This is a genomic window from Streptomyces krungchingensis, assembly GCF_054729265.1.
In genome coordinates, this window is sequence record NZ_JBPUKY010000001.1 from 3863594 (window position 1) to 3886449 (window position 22856).

A 22856-nucleotide genomic window follows, 5' to 3' on the forward strand; every position below is an offset into this window, starting at 1 on the left:
CCGGATCAGTAGGGCAGTTCGACCGTGACCACGGTAGGACCTCCCGGCGGGCTGTCGCAGGTGAGCGTGCCGTCGACGGTACGGGCCCGGGTGCGCAGCCCGGTCAGGCCGGAGCCCGCGCCGATCACCGCTCCCCCGCGTCCGTCGTCGCGCACGGTCAGCCGCAGCAGTCCGTCCCGGGCGGTCACGGTCACGGCGGCGGCGCTCGCCGCGCTGTGCTTGGCCGCGTTGGCGAGGAGTTCGGCGGCGCAGAAGTACGCGATCGACTCGACGGCCGGGCTGGGGCGGTCCGCGATGTCGGCCCGGACCTCGACGGGCAGGGCGCTGTCCGCGGCGAGGGTGGCCAGGGCGGTGTCGAGGCCCTGGTCGAGCACGGGCGGGTGAATGCCCTTGACGAGGTGGCGCAGGTCGGCGATGGCCTGGGTGGCGTTGCCCTGCGCGGTGTCGACGACCGTGAGGAGCTGCTGCGGGGAGGCTCCCGTGCCGATCAGCTCCTTGATCATCGTGAGGTGCATGGCGAGGCCGACGAGCCGGGCCTGGGTGCCGTCGTGCAGGTCGCGTTCGATCCGGCGCAGGGTCGCCGCCGCGTCCTCGACGGCCTGCGCGCGGGTCTCCTCCAGCGTGCGGATGCGGCGGTCGGCGGCATCGGGTCCGAGCAGTGCGGTGAGCAGGGCGCGGTGCGGGGCCAGGGCATGGCGCAGCAGCCAGGACGCGGCGGCGAGGAGCAGCAGCCCGAGGGCCACGGGGATCAGCCAGCGGGGCCAGGAGTCGACCTGGAAGCCGAAGAACTCCAGTGACACACGGTGCTCCGTGCCGTCCGGGGCGCGCCGGGTGTCGTAGTTCCAGTTCTTGAGCAGGGGGTGCAGGGTCAGCAGGACGCCGTATACGTAGCCGATGACGACGGTGACGAGTCCGAAGACCGCGGTGAAGGGCGTCGCCAGCGCGCAGGCGACGGCGCGCCATCCGCCGCGGTCGGCGAGGAGGGCCCGGCGCCAGCCGAGGATGCCGCTGCCGGTGCGGCGCTGCGGGTCCTCGATCTCCAGCCCGAGCAGCCGCCGTGCCAGCGCGCGTTGCAGCCTCCCGAGCGCCAGCGCTCCGCGCACGGTGACGGCGATCAGCCACAGCCCGAGCGTGGTGATCGACAGGACGCCGCCGACCAGCAGCCCCACGAGGGTGAGGACGAAGCCGACGAGGGCGAGCGGGAAGGCGATCAGACCGTAGAGGAGGGCCGCGAGGGCCCGCCGCCCGAACGGGAGAGCGAACACGGCGCGGAGCTGGTTCATGGGGTCGACCTGGAAGTCGCGGAGAGGGCCGGGGTCCGGCGGGGCGGTCACGGCAGGAGGGCCGACGCGACACGGAGCTGGACGGACGCCATGGCGCGGCCGAGCCAGGGCATGACCAGCAGGAAGCCGAGGCCGCCGGCGACGGCGTGGAAGGTCCAGGCGCCGGCGAAGGTGGGCCCTCCCCAGGCGTCCGCGTAGTCGGAGCCGGCGCGCAGGGGCCAGCCCAGGTTCATCGGCACGAGGGACCAGCCGTATGCGGTGACGGCGAGGACCAGGAGGTTGAGGGGGGTCGCGAGGAGCGCGTGGGCGAGGCCGCCCGAGGAGCCGGCCGGGCGGGCGCCGAGGAAGCGGCGCAGCAGACCACGCTGCCACCGCCCGGTCGGGGCGCCCAGCAGCGACAACGGCACGCACGCCACGCCGACCGGGAAGGCCAGCAGCGCGTAGGCGACGCGGCGCCAGGTGCCCGCGGTGAAGGGTTCGCGGACGAACCGCCAGACGCGTACGGCGGTGTCGTCGCGTGCGGGCGGCGGCTGGAGTCCGCGAGCGGTGGCCATGGTGGTCCCCCTGTCGGTGAGCTGGTGTGGTCCGGCATCTCAAGGGTCGCGTGCGCGGGCGGCCCGTTCGATGGTGCCCGCACGGAGACCGGGGGTTCGGTCAACCCCACCTCCCCCGCTCCCGCCCGGACCGGCCGAGGCTGCTCGGTGGTCGCGTCGCACGCCGCGAACCCTCCCACCTGCTCCGGCCGGACGGACCGCCTCACATCTGCTCCGGCCGGACGGACCGAGGCCTCACACCAGCTCTCCGTCGCGGCCTCGATGCCTCACACCCGCACCCGTCGCACGACCCGAAGCCTCACACCCGGGGCCGAGTGCGTGACCCGAAGCCTCACACCCGGGGTCCGGTGCCGCTGAGGGCAGCGTTCCTCCCGGGAAACAGTCGTGATCCTGCCGGGTAACACCGGCACCGCACCGTGTGGTCATGACCTCGAATACGCGTGTGGTGGTGATCGGCGCCGGGCTCGCGGGCGTACGGCTCGCCCGGCGGCTCGCGGAGCTCGGCGCGTCCGGCGGCCCCGCTCTCGTCGGTCCCGGCGGCCCCGCCGCGCCCGCCGCGCCCGGCGTCTCCGTGGTGCTCCTGGGCGAGGAGGAGCACGCGCCGTACAACCGTGTCCTGCTCGCCGAGGTCCTGGCCGGGCGGTACGCGCCCGAGGTGATCGCCCTCCCGGCGCCGGGCGGCCTGGTCCGCGCCCGGGTCACCGGCATCGACCGGGCCGCGCGCACCCTGCGCTGCGCGGACGGCTCGGAGATCGCATACGACACGCTGGTCCTCGCGACGGGCTCGAACCCGGTGCTCCCTCCGCTGCGCGGACTGTTCTCGCAGGGCGGGCACGAACTCCCGGAGGGCGTCCATGCGTTCCGCACCATGGACGACTGCCTGGGCCTGTCGAAGGCCGTGCGGGAGGGCACCCGCGCCGTGGTGATCGGCGGCGGACTCCTCGGTGTCTCGGCCGCCCGCGCCCTCGCGATGCGCGGGGCCCAGGTGGTGCTGGCGCAGCAGTCCGAGCGGCTCATGGAGCGCCAGCTGGACCCGGCGGCCTCCCGCCTGGTCCACCGGCACCTCACCGACCTCGGGGTGGAGGTGCACACCGAGTGCCGGGTGCGCGACGTGCGCTGTGTCGGCGGCGCGGTCCGCTCGGTGGAGATGGCCGACGGTTACGCCCTCGACGCCGACCTCGTCGTCCTCGCCTGCGGTGTCCACCCGCGCACGGGACTCGCCCAGCAGGCGGGCCTCGCCGTCCACAAGGGAATCCTCGTCGACGACGAACTGCGCACGTCCGACCCGCACATCCGGGCGATCGGCGACTGCGTCCAGTACGACGGGACGGTCTACGGCCTGGCCGCCCCGGCCCTCGAACAGGCCGACGTGCTGGCCGGGCTGATCGTCGCCGAGGCCGCGGACTCCCCGGCCGCCACGGACTCCCCGGCCGCCGCGGACGGTCCGGGTGCCGCGGACGGCTCCGACGCTGCCGACGGTCCGGGCGCCGCATCCGGCTCCGGCGCCGCGGACACTCCGCCCGCCCGGGCACGCTCCGCCGCCCGCTACACGGGGACCCGGTCGCTGACCCGGCTCACCCTCGCGGGCGGCCGTGCCCCCTTCGACCTCGCCGCGTTCGGCGAACCCGACCCCCGCCCCGGGGACGACGTCGTCCAGCTCGCCGACGCCACCCGCGGCACCTACCGCAAGGTCGTCGTCCGCGACGACCGGGTGGTCGGCGGCGTGCTCGTCGGCGACCTGGGCACCGTCGGTGCCCTCGCCCGCGCCTGGGAGGGAGCCGAGCCGCTCCCCGGGGACGGCGCACCACTGCTCCACCTGCTCACCAACGACGGAGGCTCCTGATGTCCATGGACACCCCCACGATCGTGCTCGTCGGCCATGGCATGGTCGGCCAGCGCTTCCTCGAAGCGCTCGCCGAGCGCGGGCTGACCGCCACGCACCGCGTGGTCGTGCTCTGCGAGGAGCCCCGCCCCGCCTACGACCGGGTCCAGCTCACCTCGTACTTCTCGGGCCGCACCCCGGAGGAGCTCTCCCTCACCGAGACGGAGTTCATCGAGGAGCACGGCATCGAGCTGCACCTCGGCGACCCGGCCGAGTCGATCGACCGTGCGGCGCGGAAGGTCACGGCCCGCTCGGGTCTGACGGTCGCGTACGACACGCTCGTGCTGGCCACCGGCTCGTACCCCTTCGTCCCGCCGGTCCCCGGCAAGGACGCCGAGGGCTGCTTCGTCTACCGCACGATCGAGGACCTGCTGGCCATCGAGGAGTACGCGAAGGCCCGGGCCACGACCGGCGCGGTGGTCGGTGGCGGACTGCTCGGACTGGAGGCGGCCGGTGCCCTCAAGGGGCTCGGACTGTCCACGCACATCGTGGAGTTCGCGCCCCGGCTCATGCCGGTGCAGGTCGACGAGGGCGGTGGCGCGGCGCTCCTGCGCACCATCGAGGACATGGGTCTGACGGTGCACACGGGCACCGGCACGCAGGAGATCGTCATCGGGGACGACGGCGCCGTCACCGGGATGCGGCTGTCCGACGGGTCCGAACTCCCCACGGACCTCGTGGTGTTCTCGGCGGGAGTGCGCCCCCGGGACCAGCTGGCCCGCGACATCGGGCTCACGGTCGGCGAGCGCGGCGGCATCACGGTCGACGCCCAGTGCCGCACCTCCGACCCGCGGGTGTTCGCGATCGGTGAGTGCGCCCTCGCCTCCGACGGCCGTGTGTACGGCCTGGTCGCGCCCGGCTACGAGATGGCCGAGACCGTCGCCGCCACCATCGCCGCCGACGAGGCGAGCTTCACCGGCGCCGACCTCTCCACCAAGCTCAAGCTGCTCGGCGTCGACGTCGCCTCCTTCGGCGACGCGCACGGTGCCACCGCGGACTGCCTCGACGTCGTCTACGCCGACTCGCGGTCGGGCACGTACAAGAAGCTGGTCATCGGCCGGGACGGCGAGCTGCTCGGCGGCATCCTGGTCGGTGACGCGGAGGCCTACGGCACGCTGCGCGCCCTGACCGGTTCGGTTCCTCCCGTCGCGCCCGAGCAGCTGGTGCTGCCGGCGGGCGCGGGCGCGCCGGTCGCGCTCGGCCCCTCCGCGCTGCCCGACTCCGCGGTCGTCTGCTCCTGCCACAACGTCACCAAGGGCACGATCCGCGGCGCGGTCACCGAGCACTCCTGCACCTCGGTTCCCGAGGTCAAGAAGTGCACCAAGGCGGGCACCGGGTGCGGCAGTTGCGTCAAGGTGCTCGGCCAGCTCGTCAACGACGAGCTGGAGGCGAGCGGTGTCGAGGTCGACCACGGGCTGTGCGGCTGCTTCGGGCAGACCCGCGAGGAGCTGTACGAGATCGTCCTCGCGCTGCGGATCACCTCGCACCAGGTGCTGCTGGACCGGCACGGCCGCGAGGAGGCCCGTGGCGGCGAGGGGTGCGAGATCTGCAAGCCGGCCGTCGGCTCGATCATCGCCTCCCTCGCGCCGACGATCGGCGCGGACGGGTACGTCCTGGACGGTGAGCAGGCCGCGCTCCAGGACACCAACGACCACTTCCTCGCCAACCTCCAGAGGAACGGCTCGTACTCGATCGTCCCGCGCATCCCCGGCGGCGAGATCACTCCCGAGAAGCTGATCGTGATCGGCGAGGTGGCCCGGGACTTCGGGCTCTACACGAAGATCACCGGCGGCCAGCGCATCGACATGTTCGGCGCGCGCGTCGAGCAGCTGCCGCTGATCTGGGCGCGGCTGGTGGACGCCGGCTTCGAGTCCGGTCACGCGTACGGAAAGTCCCTGCGCACCGTCAAGTCCTGTGTGGGGCAGACCTGGTGCCGGTACGGCGTCCAGGACTCGGTGCGCATGGCGATCGACCTGGAGCTGCGGTACCGGGGGCTCAGGTCCCCGCACAAGCTCAAGTCGGCGGTGTCCGGCTGCGCCCGCGAGTGCGCCGAGGCGCAGTCCAAGGACTTCGGTGTGATCGCCACCTCCAACGGCTGGAACCTGTACGTCGGCGGCAACGGCGGTGCCACCCCGCGCCACGCGGATCTGCTGGCCCAGGACCTGAGCGACGCCGAACTCGTGCGCCTGATCGACCGGTTCCTGATGTTCTACATCCGCACCGCCGACCGGCTGGAGCGCACCTCCACCTGGCTGGAGCGCATTCCGGGCGGCCTCGACCACGTGCGGGACGTGGTGGTCCACGACTCGCTGGGCATCTGCGAGGAGCTGGAGTCGCTGATGTCGGCGCACGTGGCGAACTACCGCGACGAGTGGGCCGAGACCATCAACCACCCGGAGAAGCTGGCCCGGTTCGTGTCCTTCGTGAACGCCCCGGACACCCCCGACCCGGTCGTCGGGTTCGTCGCCGAGCGCGACCAGATCAAGCCCGACCTGCCGCTGCTGACCATCGGCACCCGTCCCCGAGCTCTCGGCTCCGCCCGAGCAGGGGAGACCCCGTTCCTGGAAGGAAGCGCCCAGCGATGACCCTGGCACCCGAGACGACCACGGCCCTCAGGCTCCAGCTCCTGCTGGAGGACGGCTGGTTCACGGTCTGCGACCCGTCCCTGCTGACCCCGGGCCGCGGAGTCGCCGCGCTGCTGCCCGACGGCCGTCAGGTCGCGCTGTTCACCGACCGCGCTGGACGGACGTACGCCGTCGACAACCGCGACCCGTTCACCGGTGCGGCGGTGCTCTCCCGCGGCCTGACCGGCACCCACCGGGGCCGCCCGTTCGTCGCCTCCCCGCTCCTCAAGCAGCGCTTCGACCTGGAGTCGGGACGCTGCCTGGACGACGACTCGGTCGGGGTGGCGGTGTACGAGGTGCGTGCCGCCTGACCGGCCACCACCCCTTCTTGACCGATCGTTCTTGAATGACTTACGGTCACCTGCATGGCCAGGACCAAGGAGTTCGACCCGGACGCCGCGCTGCGGGCAGCCCTGGAGCTGTTCTGGCGGCGCGGCTACGAGGCGACCTCGATGGCCGACCTGGTCGAGCACCTCGGCATCGGCCGGGCGAGCCTGTACGCGACGTTCGGCAGCAAGCACGAGCTGTACCTGAAGGCGTTCGACCGGTACGAGCAGACAGGACTCACCCGGATCGTCGGGGAGCTGTCCCAGCCGGGCCCCGCACTGCCGGCCGTCCGGGCGGTCGTGCGGAGCTACGCGACCGAGGCCGCCCATGAGGAGCTGCGCCGCAGCGGCTGCCTGGTCACCAACACGGCGGCCGAACTCGCCCCGCACGACCCGGCGTCCGCCCGGCGTGTCGAGCGCAACTGGGACCAGCTGGAGACCGTCCTGCACACCGCGCTGGTGCGCGCCCGGGCCCAGGGCGAACTGCCCCCCGGCCGTGATCCGCTCGCCCTGGCCCGCATGCTCCTGGTCCTGATGCAGGGCCTGCGGGTGGTCGGCAAGGCCTCGTCGGACCCGGCCCGCGTCCGGGACGCGGCGGAGCAGGCCCTGGCCCTGCTCGACTGAATTCCGCGCCCTCCACCGGAGGGCCTTTTTCTCGTCCTCATATTGAAACGATCGGTCAAAAAAGGGGAGATCATGATCACTCGGAGCACCGGCAGCCGCTTCACCGGCCGGACCGCCCTCGTCACGGGCGCCGGGTCCGGCATCGGCCGCACCACGGCGCTCGCCCTCGCCGCTGAGGGCGCCCGGGTCGTCGTGGCCGGACGGCGGGCAATGCCCCTGGCCGAGACCGTCGGGCTGATCGAGGAGCAGGGCGGCAAGGCCCTCGCGGTGACGGCGGACGTCTCCCGCGCCGCCGACGCGGAGGAGCTGGTCCGGGCGGCCGTGGAACACTTCGGCTCGCTCGACGTGGCGGTCAACAACGCGGGGGTCTTCCGCGGCGGCCGGCCCCTGGCCGACCTGGCGGAGGACGACTGGCACGCCCAGCTCGGCATCAACGTCACCGGCGTGTTCCTGGCCCTGCGGGCCGAGATCGCCCGGATGCGGACCCAGCCGTCGGGCGGCGCGATCGTCAACGTCTCCTCCACGTTCGGCGCGCACACGGCCTCCCCGGGTGCCGCCGCCTACTCCGCGACCAAGGCCGCCGTGACCGCGCTCAGCCGCGGTGCCGCCCTGGACCACATCCGGGAGGGCGTCCGCATCAACGTCGTCAGCCCGGGCGCCACCGCCACCACCATGTCGCTGCGTCCCGGTGAGACCGAGGCGGGACGCGCGGAGCGGCTGCGGCACGACCTGCCGCTCGGCCGGGTGGCGCGGACCGAGGAGGCGGCCGCGGCGATCCTGTATCTGGCCTCGGACGACGCGGCCTCGACGGTCGGCACGGACCTGGTGCTCGACGGCGGCGGCTCGCTCTGACCGAGGGCACGTCCTGGCCCGCGGCCGGTCCCGGCCCACCGACCGGCCGCGGGCCAGGTGTGCCGCGCGCCCCGGCCCGTCGTCCCGACGCGGGCCGTCACCCGGGCGCGGATCGTCATCCGGGCGCGGGCCGTCGGCAGAGCGCGAGCCGTCGACAGGGCGCGGGCTCGGCAGGGCGCGGTCCGAGGCGCCGTCCCGGCCGCGGGGCGGTTCCCGCGGCCGGGGGTGTCACACCCCGATCGCGTCGTAGGTGACGCCCGTCAGCCGCTCCGAGGCGGCCCAGAGGCGCTCCCCCGCCCGGTCGTCGCGGGTCCACGGTGCCCGCCACGACGGCGCGGGCGCGCCCCGCCACATCGCCAGCGACGGGCCCGTGAAGGAGTCGGGCGCCACCCGGGGCGCGGTGGCGGCGTACAGCGAGGGCAGCGCTCCGGCCTCGGCGCTCTGCGCGAAGAGCCGGTTGCCGGCCTCCATCAGCCGCTCGGCACCCTTGCGGCCCTCCAGCCGGGGCCCGGCCGCCTGGAGGTTGGTGGAGGCGTAACCGGGGTGCGCGGCGGCCGCGACGACGTCCGAGCCGGCGGCGGCCAGGCGGCGCGCCAGCTCGTGCGTGAACAGCAGGTTGGCGGTCTTGGAGCGGGCGTAGGCGATCCACTTGCGGTAGCGGCCGCGCTCGCCGCCCAGGTCGTCGATGTCGATGTTCGCCAGCGCGTGCACCATGCTCGACACGGTCACGATCCGCGCGCCGGGCGTGCGCAGCAGCGCGGGCAGCAGGAGCCCGGTGAGCGCGAAGTGCCCGAGGTGGTTGACGCCGAACTGGGTCTCGAAGCCGTCGCCGGTGCGGCCCTCGGGCAGCGCCATGACCCCGGCGTTGTTGACGAGGAGGTCGAGCCGCTCGTACGCGCCCGCGTACCCGGCGGCGAACTCCCTGACGGAGGCCAGCTCCCCGAGGTCCAGCGGCAGGAACTCCACGTCCGCCGCCGGCACTTCCGAGACGAGCCGTTCGCGGGCCGCGGTGCCGCGCTCCGCGCTCCGGCAGGCCAGGACGACCCGGGCGCCGCGCCGGGCCAGCTCCCGCGCGGTCACGAAGCCGAGGCCGCTGTTGGCCCCGGTGACCACGGCGGTGCGCCCGCTCTGGTCGGGGATGTCGCCCGCGTTCCACCCGGTCATGACGGATTCCCTCTCCGGTTCCCGCGCCCTCGACGATCACGGTCCACGCGCTCACGGTACGCGCCGTCCCGTCCCCGGGCAGGCGGAGAGGGCGGCACCCCCCGCACAGGGGTACTGCCCTCTCTTCGTGCACCGGGACCACCGCCGTCGGTGAGGGTCGGGGACCGACGGCGGTCCCGGGGCCGGGACAGGCCCTAGCGGTGGTCGCTGCCCTTCGAGGAGGAGGCCGCGCGCCCCGCCTCCAGGCGCGCCACCGGGATCCGGAACGGCGAGCAGGAGACGTAGTCGAGCCCGACCTCGTGGAAGAAGTGGACCGACTCCGGGTCGCCGCCGTGCTCGCCGCAGACGCCGAGCTTCAGGTCGGGGCGCGTCTCGCGGCCGGCCTTGACGGCGGACTTCACCAGGGAGCCGACGCCGTCCCTGTCGATCGTCTCGAAGGGGGAGACCCCGAAGATGCCCTTCTCCAGGTATGCCGTGAAGAAGGAGGCCTCCACGTCGTCCCGGCTGAAGCCCCACACGGTCTGCGTGAGGTCGTTGGTGCCGAAGGAGAAGAACTCGGCAGCCTCGGCGATCTGACCGGCGGTCAGCGCGGCGCGCGGCAGCTCGATCATCGTGCCGATGGCGAGCTTCAGCTCCGTACCCGTCGCCGCCTCCACCTCGGCGATGACCTGGTCGGCCTCCTCGCGGACGATCTCCAGCTCCTGGACGGTGCCGACGAGCGGGATCATGATCTCGGCGCGCGGGTCGCCCTTGGCGTTCTTGCGCTCGGCGGCGGCCTCCGCGATCGCCCTGACCTGCATCGTGAACAGACCGGGGATGACCAGGCCGAGGCGCACGCCGCGCAGGCCCAGCATCGGGTTCTGCTCGTGCAGGCGGTGCACGGCCTGGAGCAGCCGCAGCTCGTTCTCGTGCGGGTCCTTGCGGGACTCGGCGAGCGCGACGCGCACCGACAGCTCGGTGATGTCGGGCAGGAACTCGTGCAGCGGCGGGTCGAGCAGCCGGACGGTGACGGGCAGGCCGTCCATCGCGGAGAACAGCTCGACGAAGTCCTGCTTCTGCAGCGGGAGCAGCGCCTTGAGGGACTCCTCGCGCTCGGCGTCCGTGTCGGCCAGGATCAGCCGCTCGACCAGCTCACGCCGGTCGCCGAGGAACATGTGCTCGGTGCGGCACAGGCCGATGCCCTGGGCGCCGAAGCGACGGGCGCGCAGCGCGTCCTCGGCGTTGTCGGCGTTGGCACGGACGCGCAGGCTGCGCTTGCGGTCGGCGAAGGCCATGATCCGGTGCACGGCCTCGACCAGCTCGTCGGCGTCGTGGGCGCCGGCGTGCATCCGGCCCTCGAAGTACTCGACGACCGGGGACGGGACGACGGGCACCTCACCGAGGTACACCTTGCCGCTGGAGCCGTCGATCGAGATGAGGTCGCCCTCCTCGACGACGTGCCCCCCGGGCACGGTCATCCGGCGGCGCTTGGTGTCGACCTCCAGCTCCTCGGCGCCGCAGACACAGGTCTTGCCCATGCCGCGGGCGACGACGGCCGCGTGCGAGGTCTTGCCGCCGCGCGAGGTCAGGATGCCCTCGGCCGCGATCATGCCGTCGAGGTCGTCGGGGTTGGTCTCCCGGCGGACCAGGATGACCTTCTCCCCGGAACGCGACCACTTCACGGCGGTGTACGAGTCGAAGACCGCCTTGCCGACCGCCGCACCCGGCGAGGCCGCGATGCCCCGGCCGACCTGCTCGACCTTCGCGTGCTCGTCGAAGCGCGGGAACATCAGCTGGGCGAGCTGGGCGCCGGTGACGCGCTGCAGCGCCTCGGCCTCGTCGATCAGGCCCTGGTCCACCAGCTGCGTGGCGATGCGGAAGGCCGCGCCCGCCGTGCGCTTGCCGACGCGGGTCTGCAGCATCCACAGCTGGCCGCGCTCGATGGTGAACTCGATGTCGCAGAGATCCTTGTAGTGGTTCTCCAGGGTCTCCATGATCTGCATCAGCTGGTCGTACGACTTCTTGTCGATCGACTCCAGCTCGGCGAGCGGGACCGTGTTGCGGATGCCCGCGACGACGTCCTCGCCCTGCGCGTTCTGCAGGTAGTCGCCGTACACGCCCTGGTGGCCGCTGGCGGGGTCACGGGTGAAGGCGACGCCGGTGCCGGAGTCCGGGCCCAGGTTGCCGAAGACCATGGAACAGATGTTGACGGCGGTGCCCAGGTCGTGCGGGATGCGCTCCTGGCGGCGGTACAGCTTCGCGCGGTCGCCGTTCCACGAGTCGAAGACCGCCTTGATGGCGAGGTCCATCTGCTCGCGCGGGTCCTGCGGGAAGTCGCGGCCGGCCTCGGTCTTGACGATCTTCTTGAACTTGGTGACGAGCTTCTTCAGGTCGGCCGCCTCGAGGTCGGTGTCGACCGTGACCTTCTTGGCGTCCTTCGCGGCGTCCAGCGCCTCCTCGAAGAGCTCACCGTCCACACCGAGGACCGTCTTGCCGAACATCTGGATGAGGCGGCGGTACGAGTCCCACGCGAAGCGGTCGTCGCCGGCCTGCTTGGCGAGGCCCTGGACCGACTTGTCGGAGAGGCCGATGTTCAGGACGGTGTCCATCATGCCCGGCATCGAGAACTTCGCCCCGGAGCGGACGGACACGAGCAGCGGGTTGTCGGCCTGGCCGAGCTTCTTGCCCATCTTCGCCTCGAGGGCTTCGAGGTGTGCACTCACCTCGTCACGCAGTGCCGCGGGCTCCTCGCCACTGTCGAGGTACGTCTTGCACGCCTCGGTCGTGATCGTGAAACCCGGAGGGACGGGAAGACCCAGGTTGGTCATCTCGGCGAGGTTTGCACCCTTGCCGCCGAGGAGGTCCTTGAGGTCCTTGTTGCCCTCGGTGAAGTCATAAACGAACTTCACGCCTTCGACGCCGTTCTCGGCTACGTGAAGATCCTTGTTTTCCGACACGCGTCTCGACTCCTCGACGTCGCGGTGGCTGCCCTGACGGCGAGGAACATACCCAGATCGAAGGCGCCTGGGTACGTCCACTTGTGCGTCATGCGCCTGTAACCACTCGTCCGCCAGCAGATCGAAAGTCAAAGCTTGGCAAGCGCCGAGGCCAGGATGTTTTCACTTCTTGAACGCATGATCCCCCATGATACCTCATGAGCGCTCACATGAGCGGGCTTCAGCACGCCTGAGTTTAATCGATGAACGATCAAGGGGTGGCACTGAGTGCCACCCCTTAGGGAAGTGCAGCCGCCCAAGATCCGCTCATCTGAGCGGCACCCCTATCAAGGGTGGCGAGAATCACGCCGGTGAGGACGTCCGGATTTCACCATGCGGACCGGTTCGCGGACACGACACACGGTGGTCACACACCGAGCGCGGCCAGCCGCTCCTCGGCCCGCTCCGGCGCGTACAGGTGCTCCACGACCAGCGCACCGGCCCCCACCAGCCCCGCCCGCTCACCGAGCCGCGAGGTCACCACGTCCAGATGAGCGGTGGAACGGGGCAGTGCCCGCTGATAGAGGAGCTCACGCACGCCCGTGAGGAAGGGAGTTCCGGCCAAATCGCCGGCGATCATCAGTACGCCGGGGTTGAGCAGCGTCACCACGGTGGCGAGGACGTCGCCGACCTGCCGTCCCGCCTCCCGCGCGAGCGCCATCGCCTCGGGGTGTCCGGCCGCCAGCAGGGCCCGCACATCCGAGCCGGACGCGGCGGGGACTCCCGCCTCGGCGAGCCGGCGCGCCACCGCGCCACCGCTCGCGACGGCGGCCAGGCAGCCGTACGAGCCGCACCGGCACAGCGCGTCGGCGCCCACCCGGATGTGCCCGATGTCGCCCGCTCCCCCGTCGACACCGCGGTAGATGCCGCCGCCCACGACCATGCCCGCGCCTATCCCGGTGGAGACCTTGACCAGGGCGAACGCCGAGCAGTCCGGATAGCCGGTGCGCTGTTCGCCGTACGCCATGAGATTGGCGTCGTTGTCCACGAGGACGGGGACCGCCGTACGGCCCCCGCCCGGGGCCGTGCGGGGGCCGGCGTGTTCGGCGAAGGCACGGCCCAGCCGGCCCCTTGTGTCGTAGCCGTCCCAGCCCGGCATGATCGGCGGCTGCACCACGCGGCCGGTGTCGCTGTCGACCGGACCCGGCACCGCGAGGCCGATGCCGCACACCGCGTCCGCGCGCTGCCCGGCCTCCTCCAGCAGGCCGGCGAACCAGCGCCCCAGTTCGTCCAGGACCGCCTCCGGGCCCTCGTCGACCACCAGGACGCCGGTCCGCTCGGCGAGGATCTCCCCGGTCAGCGTGAGGAGGGCCGCCCTGCCGTGCCGGGTGTCGAGGTCGGCGGCCAGGACGACGGCGTGCTCGTCGTCGAACTCCAGGGTGATGGAGGGGCGGCCCCCGAGGGGCGAGTCGACCGGACCGCCGGCGCCCTCACGCAGCCAGCCCGCGCGGAAGAGCCGGTCGAGCCGCTGGCCGACCGTGGCGCGGGACAGACCGGTGGCCTGCTGGAGCGCACCCCGTGTGGTGGCCCGGCCGCTGCGCACCAGTTCGAGCAGATCTCCGGCGCTCGCCTGATGTGAGGCCTTCACGGTTCTCCCTGCCCTTCCCGTCATGCGCACCCCCTTGCGTTCCTCAACTCTGCATTACATATTGAGTTTTGCGTGTTAAATAGACGTAACCCTACGGTAGCCACTGCCGAACCGGTCGGCCGGACGTCTTCGGGGAGACCTGAGTGGACCGCACAACCCAGCTCACCGCCCTGCGCACGGGGACCGCCACCCCCCTGCACACCTCCGGCACTCCCGCACCCGCCTCCGGCCCGCCGGTCCCGCCCGGCACGGGCGGAATCTCCCGGTCCGGACCACTTGTATACGACCCTGCCGGGCCGGCCGCTTCCCTGCACCTCAGGGCCGCCCGCGTCCTCGACGACAACTGGACCGGCACGTCCACGGTGCCCTCGCGCGGCCTGTACCCGCACCAGTGGTCCTGGGACTCCGCGTTCATCGCGATCGGCCTGCGCCACCTGTCCCCGCTGCGCGCCCAGACGGAGTTGGAGACCCTGCTCGGCGCCCAGTGGGCCGACGGACGCGTCCCGCACATCGTCTTCAACCCCTCCGTCCCGCTGGACGCGTACTTCCCGAGCCCCGACTTCTGGCGCTCCTCGACCGCGGGGCGCGCTGCGGGCGCCCCGCGCACCGTACAGACGTCGGGCATCGTGCAGCCACCGGTGCACGCGCTCGCCGTCTGGCTGGTGCACCGCGCGGACCCGGGCCTGTCGTGGGCGCGGGCGTTCCTCCCCCGGATGTATCCCCGTCTCGCGGCCTGGCACCGCTATCTCCTGCACCGCAGGGACCTGGGGGGCGGCGGCCTCGCCTCCGTGGTCCACCCCTGGGAGCAGGGCATGGACAACAGCCCCTGCTGGGACGCCCCGCTCAGCCGGGTCACCCCGGCGCCGGCCCGCTCCTTCCGCCGCGCCGACCTCGACCACGGGGCCGCCGAGGACCGGCCGACCGATCTCGACTACGGGCGGTACGTGCGCCTGGCCGCCGACTACCGGGACGGCGGATACGCGGACGGGGGCGGCGCGTTCGCCGTCGAGGACCCCGCGTTCAACGCACTGCTGATCGCCTCCGAGCACGCGCTGGCGTGCATCGCGCAGGAGCTGGGCGCGGCGGGCACGGCCCGGCACGCCCGCGCCGAACGCCTCACCGCGGCCCTGGTGGAGCGGCTGTGGGACCCGGTGGCGGGCATGTTCTTCTGCCGGGACGTGCACGACGGGGGCGAGAGCGGTGCTCACGACACGGAGCGACGGTCTCCGAGGAGTGCTCACGGCACGGAGCAGCGTTCACGGAGCGGCGCCCACGGCGCGGAGCGGCGCTCTCCCGGTGGAGCGCTGATCCGCGAACGCAGTGTCGCCGGGCTGCTGCCGATCGTCCTGCCCGCGCTGCCGCGCGAGATCGCCGCCGCGCTGGTCCGCACGGCGAGCGGCCCGCACTTCGGACTCGGCGGCGACACCCGGCTCGTACCGAGCTACGACCTCGCGGGGGACGCGTTCGACCCGCACCGGTACTGGCGCGGACCGGCCTGGTTCAACACCAACTGGCTACTGGAACGCGGCCTGCGGCTGCACGGGGAGCACGCGCGGGCGGACGGTCTGCGGGCCGCGCTGCTCGACACGGCTCAGGAGTCCGGATTCGCGGAGTACGTGGACCCGTACACCGGCGCGGCCTGTGGAGCGCTCGGCTTCAGCTGGACGGCCGCGCTGACGCTCGACCTGCTGCACGACCCCTTCGGGGCGGACCGATGCGTGTCCCCGGCGGGCCGCGACGCGTTCGACAGGACACAGGGCGCGTCACCACACGACACGACGACACACAGCGCATGCGACACGGGCGCCAAGGGAGGGGACCGGGGATGACGGACCGGCATCATCTGCTCGTGCACGGTGGGACGTTCGCCGCCGTGGGCGACGGCGGGGACATCAGCGGCGTGCGGGGCGGCAGTTCGCCGGACGGGCTGTTCGTCCGGGACGCCCGGCACCTCAGCCGCTGGCAGCTGACCGTCGACGGCGCGGTGCCCGAGGCGCTCACGCCGGTGGCGGACGGCGACACGGCGCGGTGCGTGCTGGTGCCGCGCGGCGGGCGCACGGAGCCGCCCGCCTGCACGCTCTTCCGCGAACAGGCGGTCTCCGAGGGCGCGTTCGTGGAGGCGCTGCGCGTCACCAGCAACCGTCCGACGCCCACCACGGTCCGTATCGCGGTCACCGCGGACGCCGACTTCACCGACCAGTTCGAACTGCGCTCCGACCACCGCACATACGCGAAGACGGGCGTGGTGCGGCAGCGTCAGGTCCTCGACGACGGGGTGGAGTTCAGCTACCGGCGCGGTGAGTGGCGGTCCTGTACGACGGTCACCTCCGAGCCCGCGCCGGACGGTGTGGAGGAGACGGGCACGGGAGCCCGCCGCCTCGTGTGGACGCTCGAACTCGAACCGCACGGTTCGGCGGAGCTGGCGCTGCGCGTCGCCGCCCGTCCGCACGGCGCCGTCGTGGCACCGCGCGTGCCGCTGTCCCCCGCCGCCGTCAATGAGCAACTGCTGGAACTCGAAGGAGAGTTCGCGGAGGGGGTGCCCTTCCCGACCGGCTGGCCGGAGCTGGCCGCGGCCTGCGCGCGAGGCCTGTCCGACCTGGCCGTGCTCCAGGTCCCGGCGACGGGCCCGGACGGCGAGGAGCTGCGGGTGCCCGCGGCCGGAGTCCCGTGGTTCCTCACCCTGCTGGGCCGGGACGCCCTGCTGACCTCACTCTTCGCCCTGCCGTACCGTCCCGGGCTCGCCGCCGCCACGCTGCCCGCGCTCGCCGCGACCCAGGCGACGGAGACGGGCGCCGGCGCGGTGGCCCAGCCCGGCAAGATCGTGCACGAGGTGCGGCACGGCGAACTGGCGCACTTCGGGCAGGTGCCGTACGGGCGGTACTACGGATCGGTCGACGCGACTCCGCTGTTCCTGGTGCTGCTCGGCGCGTACACGGAGCAGACCGGCGACATGGCGCCGGCCCGCCGCCTGGAGGCCAACGCCCGTGCGGCGATCGGCTGGATGCTCGACCACGGCGGTCTGACCTCGCGCGGCTATCTCGTCTACCGCGCGGACGGGGGCGGCCTCGCCAACCAGAACTGGAAGGACTCGCCGGGGGCGATCTGCTCGGCCGACGGCAGCCGCCCCACCGGCCCGGTGATGGCGGCGGGCGCGCAGGGGTACGCGTACGACGCCCTGCGCCGGACCGCGCAGCTGGCGCGCACGGTCTGGGACGACGAGGTCTACGCGGCCCTGCTCGAACAGGCCGCCGCCGATCTGCGCGACCGTTTCCAGCGGGACTTCTGGATGTCCGAGCACGGCTTCCCCGCGCTGGCGCTGGACGGCGACGGCCGGCACGTCGACGCGCTCGCCTCGGACGCGGGCCATCTCCTGTGGTCCGGTCTGCTGGACAAGGAGTACGGCGAGCTGGTGGGCCGCCGCCTCCTCGAACCGGACTTCTTCTCGGGCTGGGGCGTGCGCACGCTGGCCGCGGGACAGCCCGCGTACCACCCGATGTCGTACCACCGCGGTTCGGTCTGGCCGCACGACAACGCGCTGATCACGCTGGGGCTGGCCCGCTACGGCCTGCACGACGAGGCCCGCACGGTCGCGCACGGACTGGTCGACGCGGCCACCGCCGCCGGGCACCGGCTCCCCGAGGTCCTCGCCGGCTACGGCCGTGACACGCACCGCGAGCCGGTGCCCTACCCGCACGCGTGCGTACGGGAGTCGAGGTCGGCGGCGGCTCCGCTGGCGCTGCTCACCGCCGTGGGAGGTGCGTAGCGCGGGCCGTGCCGGCCCGGGCGCACGGACCGGGTCAGCCCCCGGACGTGTCCAGTTCCGCGTCCTCGCTGATCCCCGCGCAGTCGTACGGGTCCTTCAGCCAGCCGTCCGGCAGGACGACCCTGTTGTTGCCGGAGGTGCGGCCGCGGGGCCCGTCCGCGCCGGCGGGCCAGGGCTGGTCGAGGTCCAGCTCGGCGAGTCCTTCGGAGAGTTCGGTGAGCGACGAGGTGATCGCGAGGCGCTTGCGCATCTCGGAGCCGACCGCGAAGCCCTTCAGGTACCAGGCGACGTGCTTGCGGAAGTCGATGACACCGCGGGCCTCGTCACCGATCCACTCACCGAGCAGGGTCGCGTGGCGGACCATGACGTCCCGGACCTCGCGCAGCGTCGGCCGGGCGAACTCCGCGCGCCCCTCGAAGGCGGCCACCAGGTCGCCGAACAGCCAGGGCCGGCCGAGGCAGCCGCGGCCCACGACGACGCCGTCGCAGCCGGTCTCGCGGACCATCCGGAGCGCGTCCTCGGCGGACCAGATGTCGCCGTTGCCGAGCACGGGGATCTCCGGCACGTGCTCCTTCAGGCGGGCGATGGCGTCCCAGTCCGCCGTGCCGCCGTAGTGCTGTGCGGCGGTCCGGCCGTGCAGCGCGATCGCCGTGACGCCTTCCTCGACGGCGATCCGCCCGGCGTCCAGGAAGGTGATGTGGTCGTCGTCGATGCCCTTGCGCATCTTCATGGTGACCGGGAGGTCGCCCGCGCCGGTGACGGCCTCGCGCAGGATCGCCCGCAGCAGGTTCCGCTTGTACGGGAGGGCGGAGCCGCCGCCCTTGCGGGTCACCTTCGGGACCGGGCAGCCGAAGTTCAGGTCGATGTGGTCGGCGAGGTTCTCCTCCGCGATCATGCGGACGGCCTTGCCGACGGTGGCGGGGTCCACGCCGTACAGCTGGATCGAGCGCGGCTTCTCGGTCGCGTCGAAGTGGATCAGCTGCATGGTCTTCTCGTTGCGCTCGACCAGCGCCCGCGTGGTGATCATCTCGCTGACGAACAGGCCCTTGCCGCCGCTGAACTCGCGGCACAGGGTGCGGAACGGCGCGTTCGTGATCCCGGCCATGGGCGCCAGGACGACGGGCGGCTGCACCGTGTGGGGGCCGATCGACAGGGGGGACGCGGGGGCGAGGGTGGGCGTGGACATTCCCCCATTGTCGCGTACGCCGGCGGATGCTCGTACGGGGATCCGGTCTCACCCCGCGGCCAAGATCGTGTACCGGTCATTAGTTAGACGCACTATTGAAAACGGCGTACGCTGGGTGGATGCCCGAGCTCAGCCACCGCCACCGGATGCTGGTGCTCGCGATCTGCTGCATGAGCCTGCTGATCGTGAGCCTGGACAACACGGTCCTGAACGTCGCCCTCCCCTCGATGCAGCGGGAACTGCACGCCGACGTCGCGGGCCTGCAGTGGACCATCGACGCCTACACCCTGGTCCTCGCCTCGCTGCTGATGCTCGCGGGCTCGACCGCCGACCGCATCGGCCGCCGCAAGGTCTTCACCGCGGGCCTGGTGATCTTCACTCTCGGTTCGGTCCTGTGCTCCCTCGCCCCGAACCTCGAATCCCTCGTCGTCTTCCGCATGGTGCAGGCGGTCGGCGGTTCGATGCTCAACCCGGTGGCGATGTCGATCATCACCAACACCTTCACCGACCCGCGCGAGCGCGCCCGCGCGATCGGCGCGTGGGGCGGTGTCGTCGGCATCTCCATGGCCGCCGGCCCCCTGGTCGGCGGCCTCCTCGTCGACTCGGTCGGCTGGCGCTCGATCTTCTGGATCAATCTCCCGGTCGGCCTCGCGGCGCTGCTGCTCACCCTGCGCTTCGTCCCCGAGTCCCGCGCGCCGAAGGCCCGCCGCCCCGACCCGCTCGGACAGCTGCTGGTCATCGCGCTGCTCGGCTCGCTGACGTACGCGATCATCGAGGCGCCCAGCTCCGGCGCCCCGAAGACCCTCGCCTTCGGCGCGGTCGCCGTGGCCGCGCTGCTCGGCCTCCTGTGGTTCGAGCCGCGACGGGCCGAACCCCTCATCGATCTGCGCTTCTTCCGCTCCGCGCCGTTCAGCGGGGCCACGGTCATAGCCGTCAGCGCGTTCGCCGCGCTCAGCGGCTTCCTCTTCCTGTCGACGCTCTACCTGCAGAACGTGCGCGGTCTGGACGCGTTGCACGCCGGTCTGTGGATGCTGCCGATGGCCGCCCTGTGCTTCGTCTGCGCCCCTGTCTCGGGACGGGTGGTCGGCAGCCGGGGGCCGCGCCTGCCGCTGCTGATCGCCGGCGTGGCGATGTCCGCGAGCGGCGTCCTGTTCGCGGCCTTCGAGGCGGAGACGTCGAACGTCACGCTCGTCGTCGGCTACGTCCTGTTCGGGATCGGCTTCGGTTTCGTCAACGCCCCCATCACCAACACCGCCGTCTCCGGCATGCCCCGCTCCCAGGCGGGCGTCGCCGCCGCCGTCGCCTCGACCAGCCGCCAGATCGGCGGCACCCTCGGGGTCGCCGTGGTCGGCGCCGTGCTGGCGTCGGGGGTGCAGGGGGCGGCCTACCGGGACACGTTCGTGTCGGCCGCCCGGCCCGGCTGGTGGATCATCGCCGCATGCGGCCTCGCGGTCCTCGTCCTCGGCGCGCTGACCAGCGGACGCTGGGCCCGCAGGACGGCCGAGGACACGGCCGCGCGGCTGGTGTCGGAGGACGCCCCGGAGGTACGGGACCCGGCGGGCGTACGCGCCTAGCGCAGCACCACGGTGACGCCCAGCCGCTCCAGGAACGGCACCACCGCCTCGAAGTAGTCGACCTCGCCGTCCCTGTCCACGCGGACGCCCGCCAGGGCCTGCCGGGCCACGTCCGCGTGGTGCCACACGAGCGTGAAGGGCGCGCGGGGCGCTTCGCCGCGGCACTGGCAGCCGCGCAGCGCGTTCCAGCACTGGTGCCACGCGTACCCCGGGCCGCCGACCGCCTCGCCGATCGCGCAGTGCAGGCCCGGCACGTCGGTGACGTACCGCCCGTCCAGCTCGCACACCGTGCCGGGCTCCTCGGGGCCAGGGCACACCTCGGTGAACCGCAGCCACTCGCTGCGCCCCTCGGCCGGGAAGCGCGCCCATGCGTTGCGCACCGCGGGCGGGCCTTCGTACCAGGCCTCCCACACCGGCCGGACCGCGGGCGGGAAGGGCAGGCGGCGGAAGAGCCCGCCCTTGAGCGTCACATCGATCAGCGCACCGCCGAGCGTGGAGGGGCGGCACTCGTCGACGTCCACCGCGATGTGCTCCCGGACCGGGGCCGGCCGGCCCGTGCGGTCGAGGAGCCAGAGCTGCAGGCTGTCCCCGCCGTGACGGCGGTGGACCATCCGGTGCCTCAGTTCCGGCGAGGGCTCACAGCCGATGAGCCGTACGGGCCGGCGGGCGGGGTCCGGCCGGGCTCCGTACAGGCCCGCCACCCGCCCGCAGCGCCCGAACGAACCTCCGCTGGTGCCGTTGAGCAGGGTGATCTCGGCTCTCGCGGGCTCCTTGCGCCAGGAGCGCGGCTGCTCGGTGACCACGCACTCGACGACGAGGTCGAACCGTGCGGAGTCCCCGGTGCCTGGCCTGCTGTCGACGACGACGGCTTCCTCGAACGCGCAGTGGTCGTTGTCGTACGGATCCTCGGCGTCCAGATCGCTCACCACCAGGCTCAGATCGCCGAAGGGGACGGGCGTCCGCTGCGCGGCGCAGCGCTCGGCGGCCTTGAGAAGCCGACCGGTGGGCGCGCAGTCGAGGAGGGTCAGCCGCTCCCGGAAGGCGGCCCAGTCCTGGAACAGCCCCTCGATGTCGACGCACCGCGCCCAGACCGTCTGCTCGCCGTCCCACTCCTCGCTGACGAGCGCGAAGCGCAGGGGCAGATCCCGCCTCCAGGCGACCTCACGCAATGAACCGTCCTCGTGCACGACCCCTCGCCTCTCCGGCCTCCGACGGCCGCGCCGATCATAGGCCGGGCACCACCTCCCCGACCGGGCCGGCGTACGGCGACGGGGGCCGTGACCGGTCGGCGCGGGCGGCCGTCACACGGGCCCGACGTCACGCGGACCGGGCGTCCCGCTCCGGATTCCCGTCCGCCGACGCCAGGGCGTGCAGCCGCTCCAGCCGCTCGCGGCTCTCCTCGTCCGTCGGGACGTACGTCACCATGCGGGCCCCCAGGTCGGGGGCGAGCCACAGGTCGGTGTGGTCGACGGTGACCAGCCCCACGTACGGGTTGAGGAACTGCTTGGTCCTGCTGCGGGCGCCGCCCACCACCTCGTACCGCTCCCAGTGCTCACGGAACTCCGCGGATTCCGTCGTCAGCCGCTTGACCAGCATCTTCCAGGCGGGCTCGCCGAGGTGTCCGGCCATCGAGCCGCGCAGCTTCGCGGCCATCATGCGCATCGCGTCGTCGAGCTGCACGATCGACCTGCGCCACTCGGCGTTCGTGTAGACGAGGATCATGCAGTTGCGGTCCTCGGGCGGCACCGCGTCGAGGTCGCTCATCAGCAGGCGGGCGTACGTCCTGTTGTACGCGAGGATGTCGTACCGGCTGTTCTGGATGCAGGCGGGGACCGGCTCCAGCTGGGTCAGCATGTGCCGCAGCGCCGGGGTGATCGTCGGGCACTGCGCGGCGGGCGAGGGATCCACGGCGCCCGCCAGCTGGAAGAGGTGGGCACGCTCGCTCGCGTCCAGCAGCAGGGTGCGGGCCAGCGCGTCGAGGACCTGCTCGGAGACCTGGATGTCTCTCGCCTGTTCGAGCCACGTGTACCAGGTGACGCCCACGGCGGAGAGCTGCGCGACCTCCTCGCGGCGCAGTCCCGGGGTGCGCCGGCGCCGGCCGCGGGGCAGTCCGACCTGCTCCGGCGGGATGCGTTCGCGTCGGCTGCGCAGGAAGCCGGCGAGTTCGTGACGCCTGATCTCGCTGCCGCGGGGTGCGGCGGTGGCGGAGGGCCGGTCCGCGGCGGGGGCGTCCGGTCCCGGCCGCGGTGCGGCGGCCGGGGGGCGGGCCCGTCCGGCCGGGGCGGGAGCCGGCGCGTCGGCCGGGGTGCGGGCCGGTGTCCCGGCCCGCGCGGCCGGGGCCGGGTGTGCTGCCCGCGGGGCCGGGGTCGTGGTCGTCTCCCACACCATCGTCGTCATGCCTCCAGCCTGAGCCTCACCGGAACCTGTTTCCAGGTAGTGCTTCTACCAGGATAAGAACACT

16 protein-coding genes are annotated in these 22856 nt (G+C 72.9%); 8 read left to right on the forward strand and 8 right to left on the reverse strand.

Features of this window, described 5'->3' with window-relative positions:
• Nucleotides 1-5: 5 nt before the first annotated feature.
• Nucleotides 6-1334, reverse strand: coding sequence for a sensor histidine kinase (locus tag ACSYGO_RS17150; protein WP_426680544.1), 1329 nt, complete (start codon nucleotides 1332-1334; stop codon nucleotides 6-8).
• On the reverse strand, nucleotides 1331-1837 hold the full coding sequence (locus ACSYGO_RS17155; protein WP_432186602.1) for a hypothetical protein: 507 nt from the start codon (nucleotides 1835-1837) through the stop codon (nucleotides 1331-1333). The genes ACSYGO_RS17150 and ACSYGO_RS17155 overlap by 4 nt, the downstream gene beginning before the upstream one ends.
• A 424-nt stretch (nucleotides 1838-2261) precedes the next feature.
• Here ACSYGO_RS17155 and ACSYGO_RS17160 point away from each other — a divergent pair, with 424 nt between their 5' ends.
• From ACSYGO_RS17160 to ACSYGO_RS17180, 5 genes are all read left to right on the forward strand, one after another.
• Nucleotides 2262-3680, forward strand: coding sequence for an NAD(P)/FAD-dependent oxidoreductase (locus tag ACSYGO_RS17160; RefSeq protein ID WP_426680546.1), 1419 nt, complete (start codon nucleotides 2262-2264; stop codon nucleotides 3678-3680).
• Entirely contained in the window at nucleotides 3680-6304 is a 2625-nt protein-coding gene (gene nirB / locus ACSYGO_RS17165) for a nitrite reductase large subunit NirB (protein ID WP_460387004.1), read from the forward strand. The genes ACSYGO_RS17160 and nirB overlap by 1 nt, the downstream gene beginning before the upstream one ends.
• A complete protein-coding gene (gene nirD / locus ACSYGO_RS17170; RefSeq protein WP_028804561.1) occupies nucleotides 6301-6654 on the forward strand; it encodes a nitrite reductase small subunit NirD in 354 nt (117 codons plus the stop codon). Before nirB ends, nirD begins: the two co-directional genes overlap by 4 nt.
• 54 nt (nucleotides 6655-6708) lie before the next feature.
• A complete protein-coding gene (locus ACSYGO_RS17175) occupies nucleotides 6709-7293 on the forward strand; it encodes a TetR/AcrR family transcriptional regulator (protein WP_435223056.1) in 585 nt (194 codons plus the stop codon).
• Between the two features lie 72 nt (nucleotides 7294-7365).
• Nucleotides 7366-8145 carry an SDR family NAD(P)-dependent oxidoreductase gene (locus tag ACSYGO_RS17180; protein ID WP_460387005.1) on the forward strand — a complete coding sequence of 260 codons (780 nt, stop codon included), beginning with the start codon at nucleotides 7366-7368 and terminating at the stop codon, nucleotides 8143-8145.
• 228 nt (nucleotides 8146-8373) lie between these two features.
• Here the strand turns inward: ACSYGO_RS17180 and ACSYGO_RS17185 are convergent, their stop codons facing one another.
• The 3 genes from ACSYGO_RS17185 to ACSYGO_RS17195 all read right to left on the reverse strand — a co-directional run bounded on the left by ACSYGO_RS17185 (nucleotide 8374) and on the right by ACSYGO_RS17195 (nucleotide 13896).
• Nucleotides 8374-9309 carry an oxidoreductase gene (locus ACSYGO_RS17185; RefSeq protein ID WP_432173434.1) on the reverse strand — a complete coding sequence of 312 codons (936 nt, stop codon included), beginning with the start codon at nucleotides 9307-9309 and terminating at the stop codon, nucleotides 8374-8376.
• A gap of 194 nt (nucleotides 9310-9503) precedes the next feature.
• A complete protein-coding gene (gene ppdK, locus ACSYGO_RS17190; RefSeq protein WP_426680551.1) occupies nucleotides 9504-12245 on the reverse strand; it encodes a pyruvate, phosphate dikinase in 2742 nt (913 codons plus the stop codon).
• A gap of 406 nt (nucleotides 12246-12651) precedes the next feature.
• A complete protein-coding gene (locus ACSYGO_RS17195) occupies nucleotides 12652-13896 on the reverse strand; it encodes an ROK family transcriptional regulator (RefSeq protein WP_426680552.1) in 1245 nt (414 codons plus the stop codon).
• 119 nt (nucleotides 13897-14015) lie between these two features.
• Between ACSYGO_RS17195 and ACSYGO_RS17200 the strand changes: the two genes are divergently transcribed.
• Complete coding sequence (locus ACSYGO_RS17200) at nucleotides 14016-15701, forward strand: MGH1-like glycoside hydrolase domain-containing protein (protein WP_426680553.1); 1686 nt, start codon at nucleotides 14016-14018, stop codon at nucleotides 15699-15701.
• Nucleotides 15698-17635: an amylo-alpha-1,6-glucosidase gene (locus ACSYGO_RS17205; protein ID WP_426680554.1), complete on the forward strand. Its 1938-nt coding sequence runs from the start codon at nucleotides 15698-15700 to the stop codon at nucleotides 17633-17635. Before ACSYGO_RS17200 ends, ACSYGO_RS17205 begins: the two co-directional genes overlap by 4 nt.
• Before the next feature lie 34 nt (nucleotides 17636-17669).
• On the opposite strand, the gene dusB is transcribed toward ACSYGO_RS17205, so the two are convergent.
• The gene (gene dusB / locus ACSYGO_RS17210) at nucleotides 17670-18821 is read right to left on the reverse strand and encodes a tRNA dihydrouridine synthase DusB (protein ID WP_432173432.1); all 1152 of its coding nucleotides are present in this window, start codon (nucleotides 18819-18821) and stop codon (nucleotides 17670-17672) included.
• Nucleotides 18822-18940: 119 nt separating this feature from the next.
• Here dusB and ACSYGO_RS17215 point away from each other — a divergent pair, with 119 nt between their 5' ends.
• Entirely contained in the window at nucleotides 18941-20395 is a 1455-nt protein-coding gene (locus ACSYGO_RS17215; RefSeq protein WP_432173431.1) for an MFS transporter, read from the forward strand.
• Here ACSYGO_RS17215 and ACSYGO_RS17220 read toward each other — a convergent pair.
• Both ACSYGO_RS17220 and ACSYGO_RS17225 read right to left on the reverse strand, forming a co-directional pair.
• Nucleotides 20392-21564, reverse strand: coding sequence for a barstar family protein (locus ACSYGO_RS17220; protein ID WP_460387006.1), 1173 nt, complete (start codon nucleotides 21562-21564; stop codon nucleotides 20392-20394). The genes ACSYGO_RS17215 and ACSYGO_RS17220 overlap by 4 nt on opposite strands.
• Before the next feature lie 148 nt (nucleotides 21565-21712).
• A complete protein-coding gene (locus tag ACSYGO_RS17225; RefSeq protein ID WP_426680558.1) occupies nucleotides 21713-22792 on the reverse strand; it encodes a helix-turn-helix transcriptional regulator in 1080 nt (359 codons plus the stop codon).
• Nucleotides 22793-22856: the final 64 nt, after the last annotated feature.

What these genes read in the sequence shown, in the direction of transcription:
- ACSYGO_RS17175 (WP_435223056.1), top strand. Translation starts at nt 6,709, where the DNA reads ATGGCCAGGACCAAGGAGTTCGACCCGGACGCCGCGCTGCGGGCAGCC.
- ACSYGO_RS17180 (WP_460387005.1), top strand. Translation starts at nt 7,366, where the DNA reads ATGATCACTCGGAGCACCGGCAGCCGCTTCACCGGCCGGACCGCCCTC.
- ACSYGO_RS17225 (WP_426680558.1), bottom strand. Translation starts at nt 22,792, where the DNA reads ATGACGACGATGGTGTGGGAGACGACCACGACCCCGGCCCCGCGGGCA.
- nirB (WP_460387004.1), top strand. Translation starts at nt 3,680, where the DNA reads ATGTCCATGGACACCCCCACGATCGTGCTCGTCGGCCATGGCATGGTC.
- ACSYGO_RS17160 (WP_426680546.1), top strand. Translation starts at nt 2,262, where the DNA reads ATGACCTCGAATACGCGTGTGGTGGTGATCGGCGCCGGGCTCGCGGGC.
- ACSYGO_RS17185 (WP_432173434.1), bottom strand. Translation starts at nt 9,309, where the DNA reads ATGACCGGGTGGAACGCGGGCGACATCCCCGACCAGAGCGGGCGCACC.
- ACSYGO_RS17195 (WP_426680552.1), bottom strand. Translation starts at nt 13,896, where the DNA reads ATGACGGGAAGGGCAGGGAGAACCGTGAAGGCCTCACATCAGGCGAGC.
- ACSYGO_RS17205 (WP_426680554.1), top strand. Translation starts at nt 15,698, where the DNA reads ATGACGGACCGGCATCATCTGCTCGTGCACGGTGGGACGTTCGCCGCC.
- ACSYGO_RS17215 (WP_432173431.1), top strand. Translation starts at nt 18,941, where the DNA reads ATGCCCGAGCTCAGCCACCGCCACCGGATGCTGGTGCTCGCGATCTGC.
- nirD (WP_028804561.1), top strand. Translation starts at nt 6,301, where the DNA reads ATGACCCTGGCACCCGAGACGACCACGGCCCTCAGGCTCCAGCTCCTG.
- dusB (WP_432173432.1), bottom strand. Translation starts at nt 18,821, where the DNA reads ATGTCCACGCCCACCCTCGCCCCCGCGTCCCCCCTGTCGATCGGCCCC.
- ACSYGO_RS17155 (WP_432186602.1), bottom strand. Translation starts at nt 1,837, where the DNA reads ATGGCCACCGCTCGCGGACTCCAGCCGCCGCCCGCACGCGACGACACC.